At 61.0% G+C, this 19,123-nt stretch carries 20 protein-coding genes; 11 read left to right on the top strand and 9 right to left on the bottom strand.

Annotation, left to right across the window (positions count from 1 at the left end; translation table 11 throughout):
- Positions 1-122: 122 nt before the first annotated feature.
- On the bottom strand, positions 123-1,322 hold the full coding sequence (gene tyrS / locus C8K61_RS25030) for a tyrosine--tRNA ligase (protein ID WP_108099346.1): 1,200 nt from the start codon (positions 1,320-1,322) through the stop codon (positions 123-125).
- Between the two features lie 212 nt (positions 1,323-1,534).
- Between tyrS and C8K61_RS25025 the strand changes: the two genes are divergently transcribed.
- Both C8K61_RS25025 and C8K61_RS25020 read left to right on the top strand, forming a co-directional pair.
- Positions 1,535-2,959, top strand: a complete 1,425-nt coding sequence (locus C8K61_RS25025) for a peptidoglycan DD-metalloendopeptidase family protein (protein ID WP_108099344.1) — start codon at positions 1,535-1,537, stop codon at positions 2,957-2,959.
- 4 nt (positions 2,960-2,963) lie between these two features.
- A complete protein-coding gene (locus C8K61_RS25020; protein ID WP_108099342.1) occupies positions 2,964-4,055 on the top strand; it encodes an anhydro-N-acetylmuramic acid kinase in 1,092 nt (363 codons plus the stop codon).
- Positions 4,056-4,119: 64 nt separating this feature from the next.
- Here C8K61_RS25020 and erpA read toward each other — a convergent pair whose 3' ends face one another.
- Positions 4,120-4,470, bottom strand: a complete 351-nt coding sequence (gene erpA, locus C8K61_RS25015) for an iron-sulfur cluster insertion protein ErpA (protein WP_108099340.1) — start codon at positions 4,468-4,470, stop codon at positions 4,120-4,122.
- A gap of 125 nt (positions 4,471-4,595) precedes the next feature.
- Positions 4,596-5,630, bottom strand: a complete 1,035-nt coding sequence (gene argC, locus C8K61_RS25010) for an N-acetyl-gamma-glutamyl-phosphate reductase (RefSeq protein WP_108099338.1) — start codon at positions 5,628-5,630, stop codon at positions 4,596-4,598.
- A 161-nt stretch (positions 5,631-5,791) separates the two neighbouring features.
- Here argC and hemJ point away from each other — a divergent pair, with 161 nt between their 5' ends.
- From hemJ to C8K61_RS24985, 5 genes are all read left to right on the top strand, one after another.
- Complete coding sequence (gene hemJ, locus C8K61_RS25005) at positions 5,792-6,217, top strand: protoporphyrinogen oxidase HemJ (RefSeq protein ID WP_108099337.1); 426 nt, start codon at positions 5,792-5,794, stop codon at positions 6,215-6,217.
- A gap of 27 nt (positions 6,218-6,244) precedes the next feature.
- Positions 6,245-7,207: a nitronate monooxygenase family protein gene (locus C8K61_RS25000; protein WP_108099335.1), complete on the top strand. Its 963-nt coding sequence runs from the start codon at positions 6,245-6,247 to the stop codon at positions 7,205-7,207.
- On the top strand, positions 7,204-8,469 hold the full coding sequence (locus tag C8K61_RS24995; protein ID WP_108099333.1) for an alanine racemase: 1,266 nt from the start codon (positions 7,204-7,206) through the stop codon (positions 8,467-8,469). Before C8K61_RS25000 ends, C8K61_RS24995 begins: the two co-directional genes overlap by 4 nt.
- A 91-nt stretch (positions 8,470-8,560) precedes the next feature.
- Positions 8,561-9,658: a DUF805 domain-containing protein gene (locus C8K61_RS24990; RefSeq protein WP_108099331.1), complete on the top strand. Its 1,098-nt coding sequence runs from the start codon at positions 8,561-8,563 to the stop codon at positions 9,656-9,658.
- Positions 9,659-9,700: 42 nt separating this feature from the next.
- Positions 9,701-10,489 (top strand): SDR family oxidoreductase, encoded by a 789-nt coding sequence (locus C8K61_RS24985; protein WP_108099330.1) that lies wholly within the window; start codon positions 9,701-9,703, stop codon positions 10,487-10,489.
- A 3-nt stretch (positions 10,490-10,492) separates the two neighbouring features.
- Here the strand turns inward: C8K61_RS24985 and C8K61_RS24980 are convergent, their stop codons facing one another.
- Positions 10,493-11,974: an AAA family ATPase gene (locus C8K61_RS24980; RefSeq protein WP_108099328.1), complete on the bottom strand. Its 1,482-nt coding sequence runs from the start codon at positions 11,972-11,974 to the stop codon at positions 10,493-10,495.
- A 97-nt stretch (positions 11,975-12,071) separates the two neighbouring features.
- Between C8K61_RS24980 and C8K61_RS24975 the strand changes: the two genes are divergently transcribed.
- The 3 genes from C8K61_RS24975 to coq7 all read left to right on the top strand — a co-directional run bounded on the left by C8K61_RS24975 (position 12,072) and on the right by coq7 (position 13,926).
- Complete coding sequence (locus C8K61_RS24975; protein WP_108099325.1) at positions 12,072-12,410, top strand: histidine triad nucleotide-binding protein; 339 nt, start codon at positions 12,072-12,074, stop codon at positions 12,408-12,410.
- Entirely contained in the window at positions 12,410-13,213 is an 804-nt protein-coding gene (locus tag C8K61_RS24970) for a formylglycine-generating enzyme family protein (protein ID WP_108099323.1), read from the top strand. Before C8K61_RS24975 ends, C8K61_RS24970 begins: the two co-directional genes overlap by 1 nt.
- A 65-nt stretch (positions 13,214-13,278) precedes the next feature.
- Entirely contained in the window at positions 13,279-13,926 is a 648-nt protein-coding gene (coq7, locus tag C8K61_RS24965) for a 2-polyprenyl-3-methyl-6-methoxy-1,4-benzoquinone monooxygenase (RefSeq protein ID WP_108099322.1), read from the top strand.
- A 190-nt stretch (positions 13,927-14,116) separates the two neighbouring features.
- On the opposite strand, the gene speD is transcribed toward coq7, so the two are convergent.
- Both speD and C8K61_RS24955 read right to left on the bottom strand, forming a co-directional pair.
- Positions 14,117-14,911: an adenosylmethionine decarboxylase gene (gene speD, locus C8K61_RS24960; protein ID WP_108099320.1), complete on the bottom strand. Its 795-nt coding sequence runs from the start codon at positions 14,909-14,911 to the stop codon at positions 14,117-14,119.
- Between the two features lie 264 nt (positions 14,912-15,175).
- Complete coding sequence (locus C8K61_RS24955) at positions 15,176-15,598, bottom strand: OsmC family protein (RefSeq protein ID WP_108099318.1); 423 nt, start codon at positions 15,596-15,598, stop codon at positions 15,176-15,178.
- A gap of 237 nt (positions 15,599-15,835) precedes the next feature.
- On the opposite strand from C8K61_RS24955, the gene crp reads away from it, so the two are divergent.
- Complete coding sequence (gene crp, locus C8K61_RS24950) at positions 15,836-16,480, top strand: cAMP-activated global transcriptional regulator CRP (protein WP_108099316.1); 645 nt, start codon at positions 15,836-15,838, stop codon at positions 16,478-16,480.
- Positions 16,481-16,647: 167 nt separating this feature from the next.
- On the opposite strand, the gene trpC is transcribed toward crp, so the two are convergent.
- The 3 genes from trpC to C8K61_RS24935 are packed head-to-tail and all read right to left on the bottom strand — an operon-like array spanning position 16,648 to position 19,114.
- A complete protein-coding gene (trpC, locus tag C8K61_RS24945; protein WP_108099313.1) occupies positions 16,648-17,475 on the bottom strand; it encodes an indole-3-glycerol phosphate synthase TrpC in 828 nt (275 codons plus the stop codon).
- Positions 17,472-18,521, bottom strand: a complete 1,050-nt coding sequence (gene trpD, locus C8K61_RS24940; RefSeq protein ID WP_108099311.1) for an anthranilate phosphoribosyltransferase — start codon at positions 18,519-18,521, stop codon at positions 17,472-17,474. The genes trpC and trpD overlap by 4 nt, the downstream gene beginning before the upstream one ends.
- Complete coding sequence (locus C8K61_RS24935) at positions 18,518-19,114, bottom strand: aminodeoxychorismate/anthranilate synthase component II (protein ID WP_108099309.1); 597 nt, start codon at positions 19,112-19,114, stop codon at positions 18,518-18,520. The genes trpD and C8K61_RS24935 overlap by 4 nt, the downstream gene beginning before the upstream one ends.
- Between the last annotated feature and the right edge of the window lie 9 nt (positions 19,115-19,123).

The following is a 19,123-nucleotide window of genomic DNA, read 5'->3' as shown; positions in this document are numbered from 1 at the left end:
CTTTGCAACCCTTAATTTCTCGCTAACTTATTGATTAGCTTGAAGTTTTAAGAGCCTTCCGCGCCGGAAGTGGTGCGCATTATAAGCACCCACAAGATACCGTCAAGACTTTATTTGACCTTTTACTCAGCTTTTAGCGTAACCCGCGCAAATGCCTTCTTGCCGGCCTGGCAAACATGGGTCGCGCCCAGCTTGTATATAAAGGTGCGATCTACGACCTCACCATCTATACGCACACTGCCAGCATTCAGCAGATCACGAGCACCTGCAGCGTTCTTGACCAAGCCAGCCTTATTAAGGAGGGACGCGATAGGCAGATCCTCAGCCGAAACGACTTCTACTTCCGGCAGATCATCCGGCAGCTCGCCTTCCTTCATACGGTTACCCGCAGAGCGGTGCGCATTGGCCGCGGCTTCTTCGCCATGGAAACGCGCAACGATCTCTTCAGCCAGCTTGATCTTGATGTCACGCGGATTCGCGCCGGCCACCACGTCAGCCTTGAACGCTTCGATCTCTTCCATCGAGCGGAAGCTGAGCAATTCGAAGTAGCGCCACATCAACGCATCCGGAATCGACACCAGCTTGTTGTACATGACGCCCGGCGCTTCCTGGATACCAACATAGTTGCCGAGCGACTTGGACATCTTCTTCACGCCATCCAGCCCTTCAAGGAGCGGCATGGTCAGAATGGTCTGCGCTTCCTGCCCATAAGCACGCTGCAACTCGCGCCCCATCAACAGGTTGAATTTTTGGTCGGTGCCACCCAACTCGACATCAGCCTTCAAAGCAACCGAGTCATAACCCTGAACCAATGGGTAAAGGAACTCATGAATCGCGATTGGCTGGTTGGTGGCGTAACGCTTACTGAAGTCATCACGTTCCAACATACGAGCAACGGTGTATTGCGAAGCCAGGCGAATGAAGTCAGCCGGGGTCAACTGATCCATCCACGTGGAGTTGAACGCCACCTCGGTTTTCGCCGGATCAAGAATCTTGAAGACCTGAGCCTTGTAGGTTTCTGCGTTATCCAGAACCTGCTCACGGGTCAGCGGCGGGCGAGTTGCACTCTTGCCGCTCGGATCACCAATCATTCCAGTGAAGTCGCCAATCAGAAATACCACCTGATGGCCCAGCTCCTGGAACTGACGCAGCTTATTAATAAGCACGGTATGACCAAGATGGAGATCGGGGGCGGTCGGGTCGAAACCGGCCTTGATACGCAGCGGCTGGCCACGCTTCAATTTCTCGATCAGCTCAGCCTCGACCAACACTTCTTCTGCGCCGCGCTTGATCAGCGCCAACTGCTCTTCAACCGACTTCATACCCGCCCCGCTACCACCTGATTTTCGAAGGGAACCAACCTTACAAGATCACCAACTAATTACAAGTTTGTGCCCACCACTTGCGCAGCTGTCATAAACGAGACATTCGTAGGCTTGCCTCAGGGTGATTTTGGTTATATTTTATACAGTTATTTCATATTCATCAGTTTCTTCATCTCTTCTTTTCACCTTTTCAAAGTCAAAATTACCTTATGACCTCTATTTCAAAAGCACCTCCGCCATACCCCAAAAGCCATCTACTAGCGGCTAGCGGGATCGCCGCCCTTCTCAGCTTGGCCTTGCTGGTTTTCCCCTCCCGAGAAGTAGAAGCAAAAAAGACCACCCTCAACCTGGATCTGAACGCCAGCGAACAGCTCGAAAGCAACCCGAGCGAGCCACAGCAACCGCGTCTGCCAGGCGAGTCGAACGCCTCTCCGTTCGCTCAGATCGATGCCCAGAATTCCAATACTCCACAGGCCGAAAAGCCTGCTGAAAAACCTGCGGAAGGCCTCGCCCAATTGCCGCCGGCTGATCCCTATACCAAGTTGATTACCGTGGCCAATGGCGACACTCTGTCGACCGTATTCCAGAAGGCCGGCCTGACGCCGACCCACCTGCACGAAGCCCTTAACAGCAGTGACGACGCCAAGCGCTTCGGCCAACTGAAAGTCGGCCAGGTGCTGGAAGTGAAGCTCACCCAGGATGGCGGTCTGCAGCACCTGCAGAGCAAGCTCAGCGACCTTGAAACCATCACCCTGGCGAAAACCGACAAGGGCTTCGACTTCAAGCGCGAGCTGACCAAACCGACTGTGCGCACTGCCTACGCCCATGGCGTGATCAACAGCTCGCTGTTCCTCTCCGCCAAGCGCGCCGGCCTGTCACACAACATGACCATGGACCTGGCCAACGTCTTTGGTTACGACATCGACTTCGCTCAGGACATCCGCGAAGGCGACGAATTTGAAGTGATCTACGAACAGAAGGTGGTCAACGACAAACAGGTCGGTGACGGCAACATCCTCGCTGCCCGCTTCGTCAACCGCGGCAAGCCGTTCACTGCCGTGCGTTACACCAACAAACAAGGTTCCACCAGCTACTACACCGCTGATGGCAACAGCATGCGCAAAGCCTTTATCCGCACTCCGGTCGACTTTGCTCGCATCAGCTCGCGCTTCTCCATGGGCCGTTTCCACCCGATCCTGAACAAGATCCGCGCCCACAAAGGCGTGGACTACGCCGCCCCGCGCGGCACCCCGATCAAGGCTGCAGGTGATGGCCGCGTTCAACTCGCCGGCCGCCGCGGCGGTTACGGCAACACCATCATCATTCAGCACAACAAGACCTACACCACGCTCTACGGCCACATGCAGGGTTTTGCCAAGGGCATTAAAACCGGCGGCATGGTCAAGCAGGGTCAGGTGATCGGCTACATCGGCACCACCGGCCTGTCGACCGGCCCGCACCTGCACTACGAGTTCCAGGTCAACGGCGTGCACGTCGACCCGCTGAGCCAGAAGCTGGCCATGGCCGATCCGATCTCCGGGCCGGACAAAACCCGCTTTATGCAGATGAGCAAGCCACTAATGGCGCAGATGGATCAGGAAAAGGCCACCATGCTGGCCTTGAACAAGCGCTAAGCCGATGCCGCGCTATATAGGGGTGATGTCCGGCACCAGTCTCGATGGTCTGGACATCGCTCTTATCGAGCAAGAGCAACACACGACCCTGCTCGCTACCCACTATTTGCCCATGCCAGACGATCTGCGCGCCGTACTGCTGTCTTTGTGCAGCCCCGGCCCGGACGAGCTGGCCCGTAGCGCCGTCGCCGAACAACAGTGGGCCCACCTTGCAGCCCAAGGCATTCACGCGCTGCTTCTCGAACAGAACCTGAAACCTGGCGACATCCGCGCCATCGGCAGCCACGGCCAGACCGTGCGCCATGAACCCGCGCGGGGTTTCACCATCCAGATCGGCAATCCCGCCCTGCTCACCGAGCTGACCAGCATCAGCGTGGTCGCCGACTTCCGCCGCCGTGATGTCGCCGCCGGCGGTCAGGGTGCACCCCTGGTCCCAGCGTTCCACGATGCGCTGTTCAGCGATGGCAAAAGCCGCCAGGCGATCCTCAACGTGGGCGGCTTCAGCAACCTCAGCCTGCTCGACCCGCAGCTACCTGTGCATGGCTTCGACTCCGGCCCAGGCAACGTCCTGCTGGACGCCTGGATCAATCGCCATCAAGGTCTGAGCTACGATCGCAACGGCGACTGGGCTGCGAGCGGCCAGGTATCCGACGCCCTGCTGAGCGAATTGTTGAGCGACCCGTTCTTCACCACCCAAGGTCCGAAAAGCACCGGCCGCGAGCTGTTCAACCTGCCGTGGCTCGACCAACACCTCGGCCAGTTGCCCACCATGGCGCCCGCCGATGTGCAGGCCACGCTGCTGGAGATGACCGCGCAAAGCATCGTCGCCGCGCTGACCAAGGCCCAGCAAGGCACGCAGAAATTGCTGGTGTGTGGCGGCGGCGCGCACAACCTGACGCTGATGAAGCGACTGGCCGAATTGCTACCCGGCTGCATAGTGAGCAGCACGGGCGACTATGGCGTTCCGGCCGACTGGGTCGAAGCCATGGCCTTTGCCTGGCTGGCCCATTGCTGCCTGGAAGGTATTCCGAGCAATCGCCCGAGCGTCACTGGCGCCAAAGGCCTGCGCGTACTTGGCGCCATCTACCCCGCCTGACTAACTCCAATCGCCAAAAACGAAAACGCCGCGCATAGGCGCGGCGTTGGCGGTAGAGCTTCGATCAGATCGAGAATGACGAACCGCACCCACAGGTGGTGGTGGCGTTCGGGTTCTTGATCACGAAGCGCGAGCCTTCCAGGCCCTCTTGGTAATCCACTTCCGCACCCGCCAGGTACTGGAAGCTCATCGGGTCGACCACCAGGCTCACGCCTTCGCGCTCGACGATGGTGTCGTCATCGGCCACTTCCTCATCGAAGGTGAAGCCGTACTGGAAGCCGGAACAGCCACCACCGGTGACGAACACGCGCAACTTCAGACGTGGATTGCCTTCCTCATCGACCAGGTTTTTGACCTTGTTCGCCGCACCGTGCGTGAATTGCAGCGGAGTGGGGGTGAAGGATTCGACGCTCATGCTGTCTTTCTCCCGGCCAGTGGCCGACGTGTTACTTGGGGACGCCGGCATTATCCGCTTCCCCTACCAAAATGGTCAACTATTGATCAGTGCGCGTAAGCGTCGCACCGATCAATCGCAAGCGTTTACGGCAGTAATGCCGCGTGGGACAGGCCCAGGCGTTCATCGAGACCGAAGAGGATGTTCATGTTCTGCACGGCCTGGCCCGAGGCGCCTTTGACCAGGTTGTCGATTACCGACAACACCACCACCAGGTCGCCACCTTGCGGACGGTGCACGGCGATACGGCAGACGTTGGCGCCGCGCACGCTACGGGTTTCCGGGTGGCTGCCTGCCGGCATCACATCCACGAACGGCTCGTTGGCGTAGCGTTTTTCAAACAGTTCCTGCAGGTTCACCGACTTATCCACAACGGTGGCGTACAGCGTCGAGTGAATGCCGCGAATCATCGGCGTCAGGTGTGGCACGAAGGTCAGGCCAACATCGCTACCGGCAGCGCGGCGCAAACCCTGGCTGATTTCCGGCAGATGACGGTGACCTTTCACCGAGTAAGCCATCATGCTTTCGCCAGCTTCGCAGAACAGCGAACCGACTTTCGCCCCACGCCCGGCACCGCTGACGCCCGACTTGCAGTCGGCGATCAACCGGCTGGTGTCAGCCAGACCGGCTTCCAGAAGCGGCAGGAAACCCAGTTGGGTAGCGGTCGGGTAGCAACCCGGCACGGCAATCAGACGGGCCTTTTTGATCTGTTCGCGGTTCACTTCCGGCAGACCGTAAACCGCTTCACCCAGCAGCTCCGGCGCGCCATGCGGTTGGCCGTACCACTTGGCCCACTCTTCGGCATCTTGCAGACGGAAGTCGGCGGACAGGTCGATCACCTTGGTGCCGGCAGCCAGCAACTCGCCAGCCAGGGCATGAGCAACGCCGTGCGGCGTGGCGAAGAACACCACGTCGCAGGCCGCCAGGGTTTGCGTGTCCGGCACGGTGAAGGACAGGTTGTCGTAGTGGCCGCGCAGGTTCGGGTACATCTCATCGACGCGAGTGCCCGCTTCCGAGCGCGAGGTAATCACCACCACCTCGGCTTGCGGGTGCTGAGCCAACAGACGCAGCAACTCGACCCCGGTGTAGCCTGTGCCGCCGACGATACCGACCTTGACCATTACCAACCCTCTACGAAGACCACTGGAAAGTCGCCGATGATACGGCTGCATCGGCCACGGGCCAACCGTCATAGTGACGGTTGGCCGATATAACCTGTTTAATACGGCCACTTCAGGGCATTTAAAGCCCGACCCTGCCATTTCAGTTTAGGAAACCCCGAATGCTCTACCTCTGGGTCAAAGCCTTCCACATCATCGCCATGGTCTGCTGGTTCGCCGGTCTGTTCTATCTGCCGCGCCTGTTCGTCTACCACGCCATGAGTGAAGACAGCACCAGCAAGGAACGCTTCTGCGTGATGGAGCGCAAGCTCTACCGCGGCATCATGACCCCTTCGATGATTGCCACCGTGGGCCTCGGCATCTGGCTACTGAGCCTCAACCCGAGTTTGCTCAGCCAGGGCTGGATGCACGCCAAGCTGACCCTCGCGCTGGTCCTGATCGGCTATCACCATATGTGCGGTGCCATGCGTAAACGTTTCGCCGCCGGTGAGCAGCAACGCAGCCACGTGTTTTACCGCTGGTTCAATGAAGCGCCCGTGCTGGCCTTGTTGGCCATCGTAATTCTGGTGGTGGTGCGTCCGTTCTAACTGCATCAACTTGATTGGAGATTTTTTATGTCTTTGCCTGCCCTGCTCGAACAACGTCTGCGTTTACCGGTAGTTGCTGCTCCGATGTTTTTGGTCTCCAACCCGCAGTTGGTCCTGGCGTGCTGCAACAACGGCATCGTCGGTAGCTTTCCGGCGCTGAACCAGCGCGAAAGTAGCGGCTTCAAGGCCTGGCTGGATGAGATCAACGCCGGCCTCAGCAGCGATGCGGCGCCCTATGCGGTCAACCTGATCGTGCACAACACCAACCCGCGCCTGCAGGCGGACCTGGCGATCTGCGTCGAGCAACGGGTGCCCATCGTCATTACCAGCCTCGGTGCGGTGAAGGAGGTGGTGGATGCCGTGCACAGCTACGGTGGCCTGGTGTTCCATGACGTCACTACCCGCCGGCATGCCGAGAAAGCCGCTGAAGCCGGGGTTGATGGTCTGATCGCCGTGGCCGCAGGTGCCGGTGGCCATGCCGGCACCTGGAGCCCGTTCGCCCTGGTTGCGGAAATCCGCCAGTTCTTCGACAAGACGTTGCTGCTGGCCGGCTGCCTCAACCATGGTCACGAGATTCTCGCCGCGCAGATGCTCGGCGCCGACCTCGCCTACCTCGGCACGCGGATGATCGCGGTGAAGGAAAACGACGCGCCGCAGGCCTACAAAGACATGATCCTCGGCGCCAAAGCCGCCGACATCGTGCACACCCCGGCGGTCTCCGGCGTACCGGCGAGCTTCATGCGCCAGAGCTTGGAGCAAGGCGGCTTCGACCTGGCCAAGCTGCAAGAAAAAGGTGCGGTGAACTACGGCGAAAAGCTCAAGCCGATCAACGACGAGGCCAAAGCCTGGAAAACCGTATGGTCGGCCGGCCAGGGCGTCGGTGATATCAGCGACCTGCCCAGCGTGGCCGAGTTGGTCCAGCGCCTGGACCGTGAATACCGCGCGGCCCAGCAGCGCACCGTGCAACTGGGCCAGCGCTGGCCGCGATGAACCGTCGCCACCTGTTGGGCCTGGGCGCACTGGGCCTGTTGGGTGCATGGGTGGCCCGGCCGGTTGACCACGGCCGCCCCTATGACGACTACTTTGCCACCCTCAACCAGTTGCTCAAGCAACAGGGCGGCGGCGTACCGCAACTGGTGGTGGACATGCAACGCCTGGACGCCAACGCCGACCTGCTGGCCCAGCGCCTGGGCAGCAAGTTGCCGCTGCGCCTGGTGGCCAAGTCCCTGGCCAGCGATGGCCTGCTCGAATACCTCGCGCAGCGTCTAGGCACCGGCCGCTTTATGGCCTTTCACCAACCGCAGTTGAACCAGTTGGCGCGCTTGTTCGCCGACGCCGATCTACTGCTGGGCAAACCTCTGCCGGTCAGCGCCGCGCTGGCGTTCTACCAGCAACTGGGCAATGCCACGACGTTCGACCCTGCGCAGCAGGTGACCTGGCTGATCGACAGCCCGCAGCGCCTGCAGCAATACGCCGAACTGGCCGTGGCGCTCAAACAACCGCTGCAGATCGCCCTGGAGATCGACCTCGGCCTGGCCCGCGGCGGCTTTGCCAGCCCGCAAGCGCTGGGCGAGGCCTTGCAGCAATTGCAGACCAGCCAGGCGCCGCTGACAGTGCGCGGACTGATGGGCTATGACGCCCAGGTCGCCCACTCGCCACCCTGGATCGGCCGCGACCGCGCCTTCGCCGACAGCAACGCCCGCTACCGGGCATTTCTCGCCACGGCCCGGCAGTTCACCGCGCTGTGGCCCACACAACCGCTGCTCAATGGCGCCGGCAGCCTGACCTACGCCCTGCATGCGCGGGGTGATACGCCGCTGAATGAAGTCTCGGTCGGCTCGGCCCTACTGATGCCCAGCGAGTTCGACAGTGACCTGCTCAGCGCCCACAGCCCGGCGCTATGGATCGCCACCCCGGTGCTCAAGGTGCAAAGCGGCGAGCTGCCTTACCTGAGCCGCCTGCAAAGCGCTTTGCAAACCTGGGACCGCAATCGCCAGCAGGCCTACTACCTGTACGGCGGGCGCTGGCCGGCCGAGCCTGTCGCCCCCGCCGGCTTGAGCTACGACAACCTGTACGGGCGCAGTGCGAATCAGGAGCGGGTCAACGGCTCACGACAAACCGCCTTGGCCGTGGATGACTGGGTGTTCCTGCGCCCACAACTGAGCGAGGGCGTGCTGGATGACTTCGCCTCGCTGCGCCTGTTGCGCAATAACCGCCTGGTCGGTCGCTGGCTGCCGGAAAACATGGGCTGAAGCGTGACCCGCGTCACGCCTGAGCTTGTCTGAACCGCATTGGGGCCAGTACGCTGTGCCCACTTCATCTCTCGCAGACAGGGACGTGCGCATGACCGATACACGTTACAAGATCGTATTCACCGGCGAGCTCATGCCAGCCGCCGCCCTGGATGCCGTCAAAGACAACCTGGCCCGCCTGTTCAAAAGCGAGCGCAACAAGATCGACGCCCTGTTCACTGGCAACCCGGTCGCCCTCAAGCGCGACCTCACTGCCGATGAAGCGGAAAAGTACATCGGTGCCCTGCAGAACGCCGGCGCCAAGGTCTACAAGGAACAAGACCTGGCCGCCAGCCTCAGCCTGGTGGAAACCGATGACCACCGCACCACGCCGCTGGAAGAAACCGCGCGCATGACCTGCCCCAAGTGCGGCCACGAACAAGTCAAAGCCATCGAGTGCACGGCCTGCGGCATCGTCATCGAGAAATACCTGGCCCGTCAGGCGCAGTTGGCTGAAGCCGCCGCCTCTGCTCCGGCTCCAGCGCCTGTTGCAGAAACGCCCGCCCCGGCAGGCGCATCCTCTTCGCTGTTGGCCACTCTGGCCGCTGCCGACGGCCGTGCAGCTTCTCCGTACGCGACGCCACTGGCCCAAGTCGATGACGACAGCGATGCGGTTGCTGATCTGAGCTACTTTGGTGTGCAAGGCCGCATCGGCCGGGTCCGATACCTGGGCTGGTTGATGGGTGTATGGCTGCTGAACGCGTTGCTCGGTGGCGTGCTGGGTGGCCTGGCAGCCGTTCTTTCCCAATCGGAAATACTCTACAGCGCAGTGACCGTTCTTTCGGTCGTGGCCTGGATCGTACTGCTGGTGTTCTTCACCGCTAAACGTCTGCACGACGTCGGCTGGTCCGCCTGGTTCTGCCTGGTTCTGCTGGTGCCACTGGTCAACCTGCTGTTCATCCTGCTGCTGTTGATCCTGCCTGGCACCGCCGGGGCCAACCGACATGGCGCTCGGCCGCCCCACAACGGCAAAGGGCTGATAGTGTTGGCCTGCATCATGCCGCTGATTGTTGTCGGCACCCTGTCGGCCATCGCTATCCCGGCCTACAACCAATATCGCCTGCGTGCTCTCGAAGCGTCTCAGCACGCGCCGCAACCGGCGGTGTCTGCCGAAGCCACGACACCGGCCGAAGCCGAGCCACGCGAGTAAGCTGACGCTGCCTTTCACCTCACTAGCCGCGCGGAGAACCCCATGCCCCGTTATGCACTGGTAACCGGGGCCTCCAGCGGCATCGGTCTGGCCTTGGCTGAAGCCCTGGCCAGGCGTGGACGCAACCTGATTCTGGTGGCCCGCCAGCGCGACGTGCTGGAAAGCGTCGCCTGCGAGTTCACCCAGCGTTTTGGCGTCGAGGTGCTGTTTCGTACCTGCAACCTCGCCCACCCCACCCAACTCACCGGTCTGGTGCACGAACTGGAACAGGACGACCTGCAGGTCGATCTGCTGGTCAACAATGCTGGCCTCGGCACCTCCGGGCCGTTCCTGGACAGCGACTGGGGCCGCGAGCAGCAGCAACTGGAAGTCAACCTGCTGGCCCTCACCCGCCTCTGCCACGCCGTGGGCAATCGCATGGCGCTGCAAGGCGGTGGGCAGATTCTCAACGTCGCCTCAGTGGCAGCGTTTCAGCCGGGCCCATGGATGAGCAGTTACTACGCCGGCAAGGCCTACGTACTGCACCTATCCGAAGGGTTACGCGAGGAACTGAAGGGCCGCGGGGTCAAAGTCTCGGTGCTGTGCCCAGGGCCGACACGCACCGCGTTTTTCCGCGGTGCGTCGATGGAGATGGGCAAGCTCGATAACAGTAAGCTGATGATGAACGCCGAGGAGCTTGCGCTGTACACCGTGCGCGCGCTGGAGAAAAACCGCGCGATCATCATCCCCGGCTGGCGCAATCGCATGGCCGCACGCAGCTCTCGCTTCGCCCCGCGCTGGCTGGTGCGCAAACTGGCCGGGGCGATCAATAAGCGCTTTACGGCGCAGTGAGTCCTAGCCGGCCGACACTGTGCGACCCGCCGCCCAGGCGCGCAGCCCGGCCAGGTCTTCGGCCATCACCACCGACAGCGGCGCCGTGCCGCTGATATTGCGCAGCAGCAAGGCCTGATCCACCGCCTGTTGCTGGGCCTGCCCGGCATACAGGGCGCTGACCACAACTTGCTCGATCTCGGCACCGGTAAAACCATCACTGACCGTCGCCAGTTGCTTCAGGTCGAAGCTGGCAGGGTCCAGCTCGCGGCGCAGCAGGTGGATGCGGAAGATATCGGCGCGGGTTTCGGCATCCGGCAAGTCGACAAAAAACAGCTCATCGAAACGCCCTTTGCGCACCAGCTCCGGCGGCAGACGGTCGATGGCGTTGGCGGTAGCAACCATGAACACCGGCGCCTTGCGTTCGGCCATCCAGGTCAGCAGGGTGCCGAGCACGCGCTGGCTCACGCCGCCGTCGTGGTCGCCGCTGGCCAGGCCTTTTTCCACCTCGTCCATCCACAGCACGCATGGCGCCATCTGCTCGGCCAGGCGCAAGGCTTCACGCAGGTTGCGTTCGGTTTCGCCGAAGAATTTGTTGTACAGGCAGGCGAAATCCAGGCGCAGCAACGGCAAGCCCCAGAGCCCGGCCACCGCTTTCGCCGCCAGGCTTTTGCCACCGCCCTGCACACCCACCAGCAACATGCCCTTGGGCAGGTCGGCAGCCTTGCCGGCGAGGAAGATGTCTTGGCGCTCGGACAACCAGCGCTTGAGGTTGAGCAAACCGCCGACCTCGGCAAAACGCGCGGTGTCGTGCTCGAAGCTGAGCACGCCTTCCAGGTCGAGCAGTTTGAATTTGGTCTTGTTCAGTTCGGGCAAATCTTCCTGGGTGATCGCGCCGTCGTTGCATATCACCCCGCGGGCCAGCACCCGTGCTTCGGCGTGGCTCATGCCGCGCAGATTCTTCACCACTTGCTGCAGGGTGCGGTTGTCGGTGCGCACCCGCGCGCCACGGTTGCGCTCACTCCAGCGCGCCGCCTCTTCACGAACGATGGCCAGCAGTTCGTCTTCGGCAGGCAACGCCAGGCTGAAGCGCGCGGCATAACGCTGCACTTCCGGCGGCAGCTTGAGGGCGTGGGAAACCAACACCACCGTGGGCTTGTGCGCGCCCTCGGCCATGGCGATTTCCTTGAGCAGGCGCACCAGCTTGGGGTTTTCCTCCATGAACGGGTGCAGGTCGCAGAGCACGTAGAGGTTGGGCAGCGGGTCGTGCTTGATCAGGCGCAGCGCAGCGTCCGGCTCGAAGCTGGGCAGATCGCCCTGCGGGTCGCCGCCAAAGCCGAGCTTCTGCATGCCCTCGGTCACCGCCCAGGTGTACAACCCCAGCCCGCGTTTTACCGCGAGGCTGGTGAGGGTTTCCATCACCCGCTGCTCATCCCAGGACTCGATCACCACCAGCTTCACTTTGGAATCGAGCACTAGCCCCAAGTCATGGATATCGTTCTTCACACCTGCTCCCTAACGGCCACCGAACGGCATGCGTACTCGCCGTCGCTGGCTTGCGTGGTTAAACTCCGGCTTCCTATCGCCAGCTGGAGACCTGTCCGTGGACTGTCTGTTCTGCAAGATCGTCGCCGGGGACATTCCCGCGCGCAAGCTTTATGAAGACGACCAGGTTGTCGCGTTTCACGATATTGGCCCACAGGCGCCTGTGCACTTCCTGGTGATCCCGAAAAAACACATCGCCACCCTGCATGACCTCGGCGAAGACGACAAAGCACTTGCCGGGCACATGCTGTTCACCGCCCAACGCCTGGCCAAAGAGCAAGGCTGCGAACAGGGCTTTCGCGCGGTGATGAACTGCAACGAGGACGGCGGGCAAACCGTCTACCACATCCATATGCATGTTCTCGGTAAGCGCCAACTGGCCTGGCCGCCGGGTTGATGCGGTCGTTTATTGCCCTGGGCCTGGCCGGCCTGTTGAGCACCCAGGCCGGCGCCGTTGAAGTCTTCCACGACACCCTGGCCAGCAATGAGCCCGGCCCCGAACTGGTGAAGGTGCCGGCCGGCCAGTTCCTGTTTGGCGACAGTACTGGTCGTGGCAACTACAACGAACAGCCCGCGCACCCGGTCAGCATCGCCAAACCCTTCGCCATCGGCCGCTTCGAACTGACCTTCGCCGACTGGCAACGCTATGCCCGCGCCACGGGTAAGGCGCTGCCGGATAACGAAGGCTGGGGCTTGTCCGAGCAGCGGCCGGTGATTCATGTGTCCTGGTTCGATGTGCAGAGTTACCTGCAGTGGCTGTCGAAAATCACCGGTCAGCGCTACCGGTTGCCCACTGAAGCCGAGTGGGAATACGCCGCTCGCGGGGGCGCCAGCAGCTTCTATTGGTGGGGCGAGCAGCTCGACAGCCCGGAAGACCACCCGCGCGCGCACTGCAGAGGCTGCGGCTCGCCGCGCTCAGACCAGTACAAATCCAGCCAGGTCGGCCAGTTCGCGCCCAACGCATTTGGCCTGTACGACACCGCCGGCAATGTCTGGGAATGGACCGCCTCGCGCTTCGTCACCCCCTTCGATGGCAGCGAGCAACAGGCCGCCAGCCCCCTCGACCAGAGCCCGCGGGTAGTCCGTGGCGGCGCCTGGAACAGCGGCCCGACCTACCTGCGCAGCAGCTTTCGCGACCAGAAGCAGCCCGGCACCGACGACTATGCGCTAGGGTTTCGGGTGCTGCGCGAGCTGCCCTGACCACGATCAAGACCGTGCCAGGCGATTGGAGTAAACTGCCGACAGACTTTTCCGGAGGTACCCCCATGGCTACCGAACGCCACTACTCCCCTGTCGACCGCCTGCTGCTGCAGGCCGATGCCGCCCTGCGTACCCTGCTGCCGTTCAGCGGGCAACCGTATCGCCCCTCCCCAGGGCTGACCCAACCCGATGTCGAATTGAATGCCGATGACACCCGCCACGTGGCCGGGCTGATGCGCGTCAACCACACCGGCGAGGTCTGCGCCCAGGCGCTGTACCAGGGCCAGGCGCTGACCGCCAAACTGCCCCATGTACGTAAAGCCATGGAGCACGCGGCCGAAGAAGAGATCGACCACCTGGCCTGGTGCGAACAACGCATCCGCGAACTGGGCAGCCACCCGAGCATTCTCAATCCGGTGTTTTATGGGTTGTCGTTTGGGGTGGGCGCGGTGGCCGGTTTGATCAGCGACAAGGTCAGTCTCGGCTTTGTGGCCGCCACTGAAGATCAGGTGTGCAAACACCTGGACGATCACCTCACGCAGATTCCCGTTGAAGACGAAAAGTCGCGGGCGATTCTGGAGCAGATGCTGAGCGATGAAGCGCAGCATTCGGCCAGTGCCTTGGAAGCTGGCGGTTATCGCTTTCCACGGCCGGTGAAGTTCGGCATGAGCTTGTTGTCGAAGGTGATGACCAAGAGCACCTACCGCATCTAATTCGCCGCCCATAAAAAAGCCCGCTTACGCGGGCTTTTTGCTTTTTGCGTGTCTTGCCATCACGCCGTTCAAGAACGAGCGAGCTAGAGCAGTGCAAGGCGAAAAGGCTTTTTGAAGCGCAGTTGCGCTGTAGCCAATGAGCATTCAAAAAGCCTTTTCAACGCAGCAATGCCGACGCGCAGCCGTTCGCTTAGCCAACCATATTGCGGGCGTAGAAGATCTCCAGCATCTCGTGCTTCACGCGCTTGGTCACCGTCTCCCGTTGCTCGGCAGACAAATTCTGCGTGGCATCACCAAACAGGTAGTTATCCAGCTCGAATTCTTTGAGCAGCATCTTGGTGTGGAACAGGTTCTCCTGGTACACGTTCACGTCGGTCATCTGGTAGGCCGCTTGCGTGTCGTCGGAGAGGTAGTTCTGGATCGAATTGATCTCGTGGTCGATGAAGTGTTTCTTGCCCTGCACGTCGCGGGTGAAGCCGCGCACGCGGTAGTCGACGGTGACGATGTCCGAGTCGAACTGGTGAATCAGGTAGTTGAGCGCCTTGAGCGGTGAGATCACGCCGCAGGTGGATACGTCGATATCCACGCGGAACGTGGCAATGCCATCTACCGGGTGAATTTCCGGGTAGGTGTGCACAGTGATATGACTTTTATCCAGGTGCGCGAGGATGGTATCGGGGAGCGGGCCTGGGGATTCCTCGATCTGGCTTTCGGTCGGTGTGACCGGTTGCTCGGAGATCAGAATGGTCACGCTAGCGCCTTGCGGATCGTAATCCTGGCGGGCGATGTTGAGGATATTGGCACCGATAATGTCGACGACATCCGTGAGAATCTGCGTCAGCCGCGCTGCGTCGTACTCGGTATTGATGTACTGGACGTAGGCCTGCTGGTCTTCCGGCGTTTCCGCGTAGCAGATGTCATAGATGTTGAAGCTCAAGGTCTTCGTCAGGTTGTTGAACCCGTGGAGCTTGAGTTTGCTTTTCACCGTAAGGAACTCTCTTTTAACGATGCGGCAAAGCCGCGTGATCGAGCATGCCCGTCAGTTGTGAACAACACAGCTGCGTAGGACGGTTAACACCTCTTCGCTTTGGCGATTTTGGGTATGGGTTCGTGGCGCCGCGCTCTTGGCGACGCCCCGGAAAAAGGGGCGCCATTATGCAGAGGTCGGCTAGCGGCTGCCAGCGCCTTTGCCACTGACCTTCGATGGGCCGAGTGTGCGCCGCTTTATGATCGGAACGTGTCGGGACGATTAACCCAGTTCGATGATTTCGTAGTCGTGGGTAATTTCCACGCCACCACGGCTGAGCATGATCGAAGCCGAGCAGTACTTCTCGGCCGACAGCTCCACCGCACGTTTGACCTGCGCCTCTTTCAAGCCGCGGCCTTTGACCACGAAATGCACGTGGATCTTGGTGAACACTTTCGGCTCTTCGCTGGCGCGTTCGGCTTCCAGAAACGCCTCGCAGCTTTCCACCGGCTGTCGGGATTTCTTCAGGATGCTGACCACATCGTAGTTGGTGCAACCGCCGAGGCCGATCAACACCATCTCCATCGGCCGCACGCCGAGGTTGCGCCCGCCGCTCTCCGGCGGGCCATCCATCACGACCACATGGCCACTGCCAGACTCACCGAGGAAAAGAGCTTCGCCAGCCCACTGAATCCGCGCTTTCATTGCCACGTCTCCGCTGTTAAAAGGGACGGGCAGCTTAGCACAGGCTTATAGACCAACTTACTCAAGCTCGACAGGTCGATAGACTGCCGCCACTGTTAGCCACGTCGCAAAACCGACTAACGGCGGTGACTGTCTGTTAAGCTGACGACAAATTACTGGCACACTTGCTCGAATAACTATTAAAAAAATTGCTGCTAGACAATGGGTTGCACTTATTTTTTTCTTCGGGGCTAGGGCATGGTAGCTATAACTCTCACACCAAAAATAAAGAACATCGACAAGCTGCTCGCGCACTGTCACCGCCGTCGTTACACCGCCAAGAGCACCATCATCTACGCAGGTGATCGCGGCGAGACGCTGTTCTTTATTGTCAAAGGTTCGGTCACCATTCTCATCGAGGATGATGACGGACGCGAAATGATCATCGCCTACCTCAATTCGGGCGACTTCTTCGGTGAAATGGGTCTGTTCGAAAAGGACGGCATCGAGAAAGAACGCAGTGCCTGGGTACGGGCAAAAACCGAATGTGAAGTGGCTGAACTGAGCTACGCCAAGTTCCGCGAACTCACCCAGCAAGACCCGGACATTCTCTACGCCCTGGGCAGCCAGATGGCCGAACGCCTGCGCAACACCACCCGAAAAGTGGGAGACCTGGCGTTCCTCGACGTCACGGGCCGCGTAGCACGCACCCTGCTCGATCTGTGCAAACAGCCCGACGCCATGACCCATCCCGACGGTATGCAAATCAAGATCACCCGTCAGGAAATCGGCCGCATTGTCGGTTGCTCGCGGGAGATGGTGGGACGTGTCCTCAAGGCGCTTGAAGAGCAAGGCCTGGTCAACGTCAAAGGTAAAACCATGGTGGTGTTCGGAACCCGCTAAGCCCACAAGGCTCGGATAAAAACGCGAACAATAAAAAGGCCAGCTTCGGAGCTGGCCTTTTTATTTGTGTCGGTTTTTCCAGACGTGGAGCTTTTGTGGGGGGGCTTTAGCCGCGATGCTCTTGATTTTAAAAGCTCGCGGCTAAAGCCCCTCCCACAGGACAGACCTCAATCGATGCTCACCGGCCCTCTGCGCTCAGGGAAAAACAAGCGCTGCAATTCCAGCCCCGGGTTGGCTGCGCGCATAAATGCTTCGCCCACCAGGAAGCCGTACACATTGCTGATTTCCATCAACTCGACGTCGGCGCGATTCATGATGCCGCTCTCAGTCACCACCATGCGCTCGCGGGGAATGCGCGGCAGCAGGTCGAGGGTGGTTTCCAGGCTGACTTCGAAGGTATGCAGGTTGCGGTTGTTGATGCCCACCAGCGGGGTATCCAGCACCTTCAGAGCTCGGTCGAGCTCTTCACCGTCGTGCACTTCCACCAGCACATCGAGGTTCACCGATTTGGCCACCGCGGCCAGCTCGGCCATCTGCACGTCATCCAGCGCCGAGACGATCAGCAGGATGCAGTCGGCGCCCAGCGCACGGGATTCGACGATCTGGTACGGGTCAATCATGAAGTCTTTGCGAATCACCGGCAAACCGCAGGCCGCACGGGCTTGCTGCAGGTAGTGATCGGCACCCTGGAAGAAGTCGATATCGGTGAGCACCGACAAGCATGCCGCGCCGCCCGCTTCATAACTCTGGGCGATTTCCACCGGATCGAAGTTTTCGCGCAGCACGCCTTTGCTCGGCGAGGCTTTTTTCACCTCGGCGATAACCCCCGGCTGCTTGCTTTTCGCAGCCGCCAGCAAGGCATTGGCGAAGCCGCGCGGCGCATCGGCAGCGCGTGCTTCACGCTCGACTTCCGCCAGGCTCACCACTGCTTTGCGCGCGGCAACCTCTTCGGCCTTGCGGGCGAGAATCTTCTCCAGGACGGTAGGCACACTCACGCTTGATTCTCCTGGCGGAACACCGCCGTAAAGGACGCCAATTCTTCCATCTTTTCCCGCGCCAAACCGGTGTGCAGGGCGTCATGGGCCAGTTGCACACCTTCATGCAGGCTAGTCGCTAAATCGGCGGCATACAGGGCGGCGCCCGCATTCAGCACAATCAAATCGCCGGCTTTTTTCCCGGCTTCGGTTTTGCGTCGGCCGAGGGCGTCGCGGATCAGCTCCAGCGAAGCTGCCGGGCTGGCCACTTCCAGGCCCATCAGGGTCTGGCTGGTGATGCCAAAGTCTTCCGGGCGCACATCGTACTCAGTGATCTGGCCGTCTTTCAGCTCCGCCACGTGGGTCGGTGCGGCCAGGCTGAACTCGTCCAGGCCATCGCGCGAATGCACCACCAGAATGTGTTCGCTGCCCAGGCGCTTGAGCACCTCGGCCAGTGGACGGCACAGCTCCTGGCTGAACACACCCACCACCTGATGTTTGACCCCGGCCGGATTGGTCAGCGGGCCGAGCATATTGAACAAGGTGCGCAGGCCCATTTCACGACGCGGACCAGCCGCGTACTTCATGGCCTTGTGGTGCACCTGGGCGAACATGAACCCGACGCCGACGCTGTCGATGCAGCGCGCAACCTGCACCGGGGTCAGCTCCAGAAAGATTCCGGCCGCTTCCAGCAAGTCGGCGCTGCCGCTCTTGCCCGACACCGCACGGTTGCCATGCTTGGCCACCTTGCCGCCCGCCGCCGCGACGACAAACGCCGCTGCGGTGGAGACGTTGAAGATGTTCGCGCCATCGCCGCCGGTGCCGACCACGTCGACCACGTGCTTGAGCGTTGGCAGTTCAACCTGCGCCGCCAGCTCGCGCATCACCGATACCGCGCCGACGATCTCGTCGATGGTTTCGCTCTTCATGCGCATGCCCATCAGGAAGGCACCGATCTGCGCGTCGGTGCACTGCCCGGTCATGATCTCGCGCATCACGTCCTGCATTTCCTCGGTAGTCAGGTCGAGCTGGGCGACCACACGGTTGAGCGCTTCTTTGATATTCATGCGCGCACGCCCCCGCTTTGTTTGAGGAAGTTGGCGAACAGTTCATGGCCCTGTTCCGACAGAATCGATTCCGGGTGGAACTGCACGCCTTCGATGTTCAGGGTCTTGTGGCGCAGGCCCATGATCTCGTCGACCGAGCCATCGGCATGCTGCGTCCAGGCGGTCACTTCCAGGCAGTCCGGCAGGGTTTCCAGCTTGACGATCAGCGAGTGGTAACGGGTGACGGTCAGCGGGTTGTTGAGGCCTTCAAACACGCCGGTGTTGTTGTGGAACACGGCGCTGGTCTTGCCGTGCATCACCTGGCGCGCCCGCACCACGTCGCCGCCGAACGCCTGGCCAATGCTCTGGTGGCCCAGGCACACGCCGAGAATCGGCAGCTTGCCGCCGAAGTCTTCGATGGCTTCGATGGAGATGCCGGCCTCGCTTGGCGTGCACGGACCAGGCGAGACCACGATGCGTTCGGGCTGCAACGCTTCGATCTCAGCCACGCTGAGTTCGTCGTTGCGCACCACTTTCACGTCGGCACCCAGCTCGCCCAGGTACTGCACGACGTTGTAGGTAAAGGAGTCGTAGTTGTCGATCATTAACAGCATGGCAGGTGC

Origin of the sequence: Pseudomonas sp. GV071 (genome assembly GCF_003050835.1) — a bacterium.
In the GTDB taxonomy this organism is placed as follows: Bacteria; Pseudomonadota; Gammaproteobacteria; order Pseudomonadales; family Pseudomonadaceae; genus Aquipseudomonas.
Note: the sequence above shows the minus strand (reverse complement) of the source record. Positions and strands in the feature narration are given on the sequence as shown.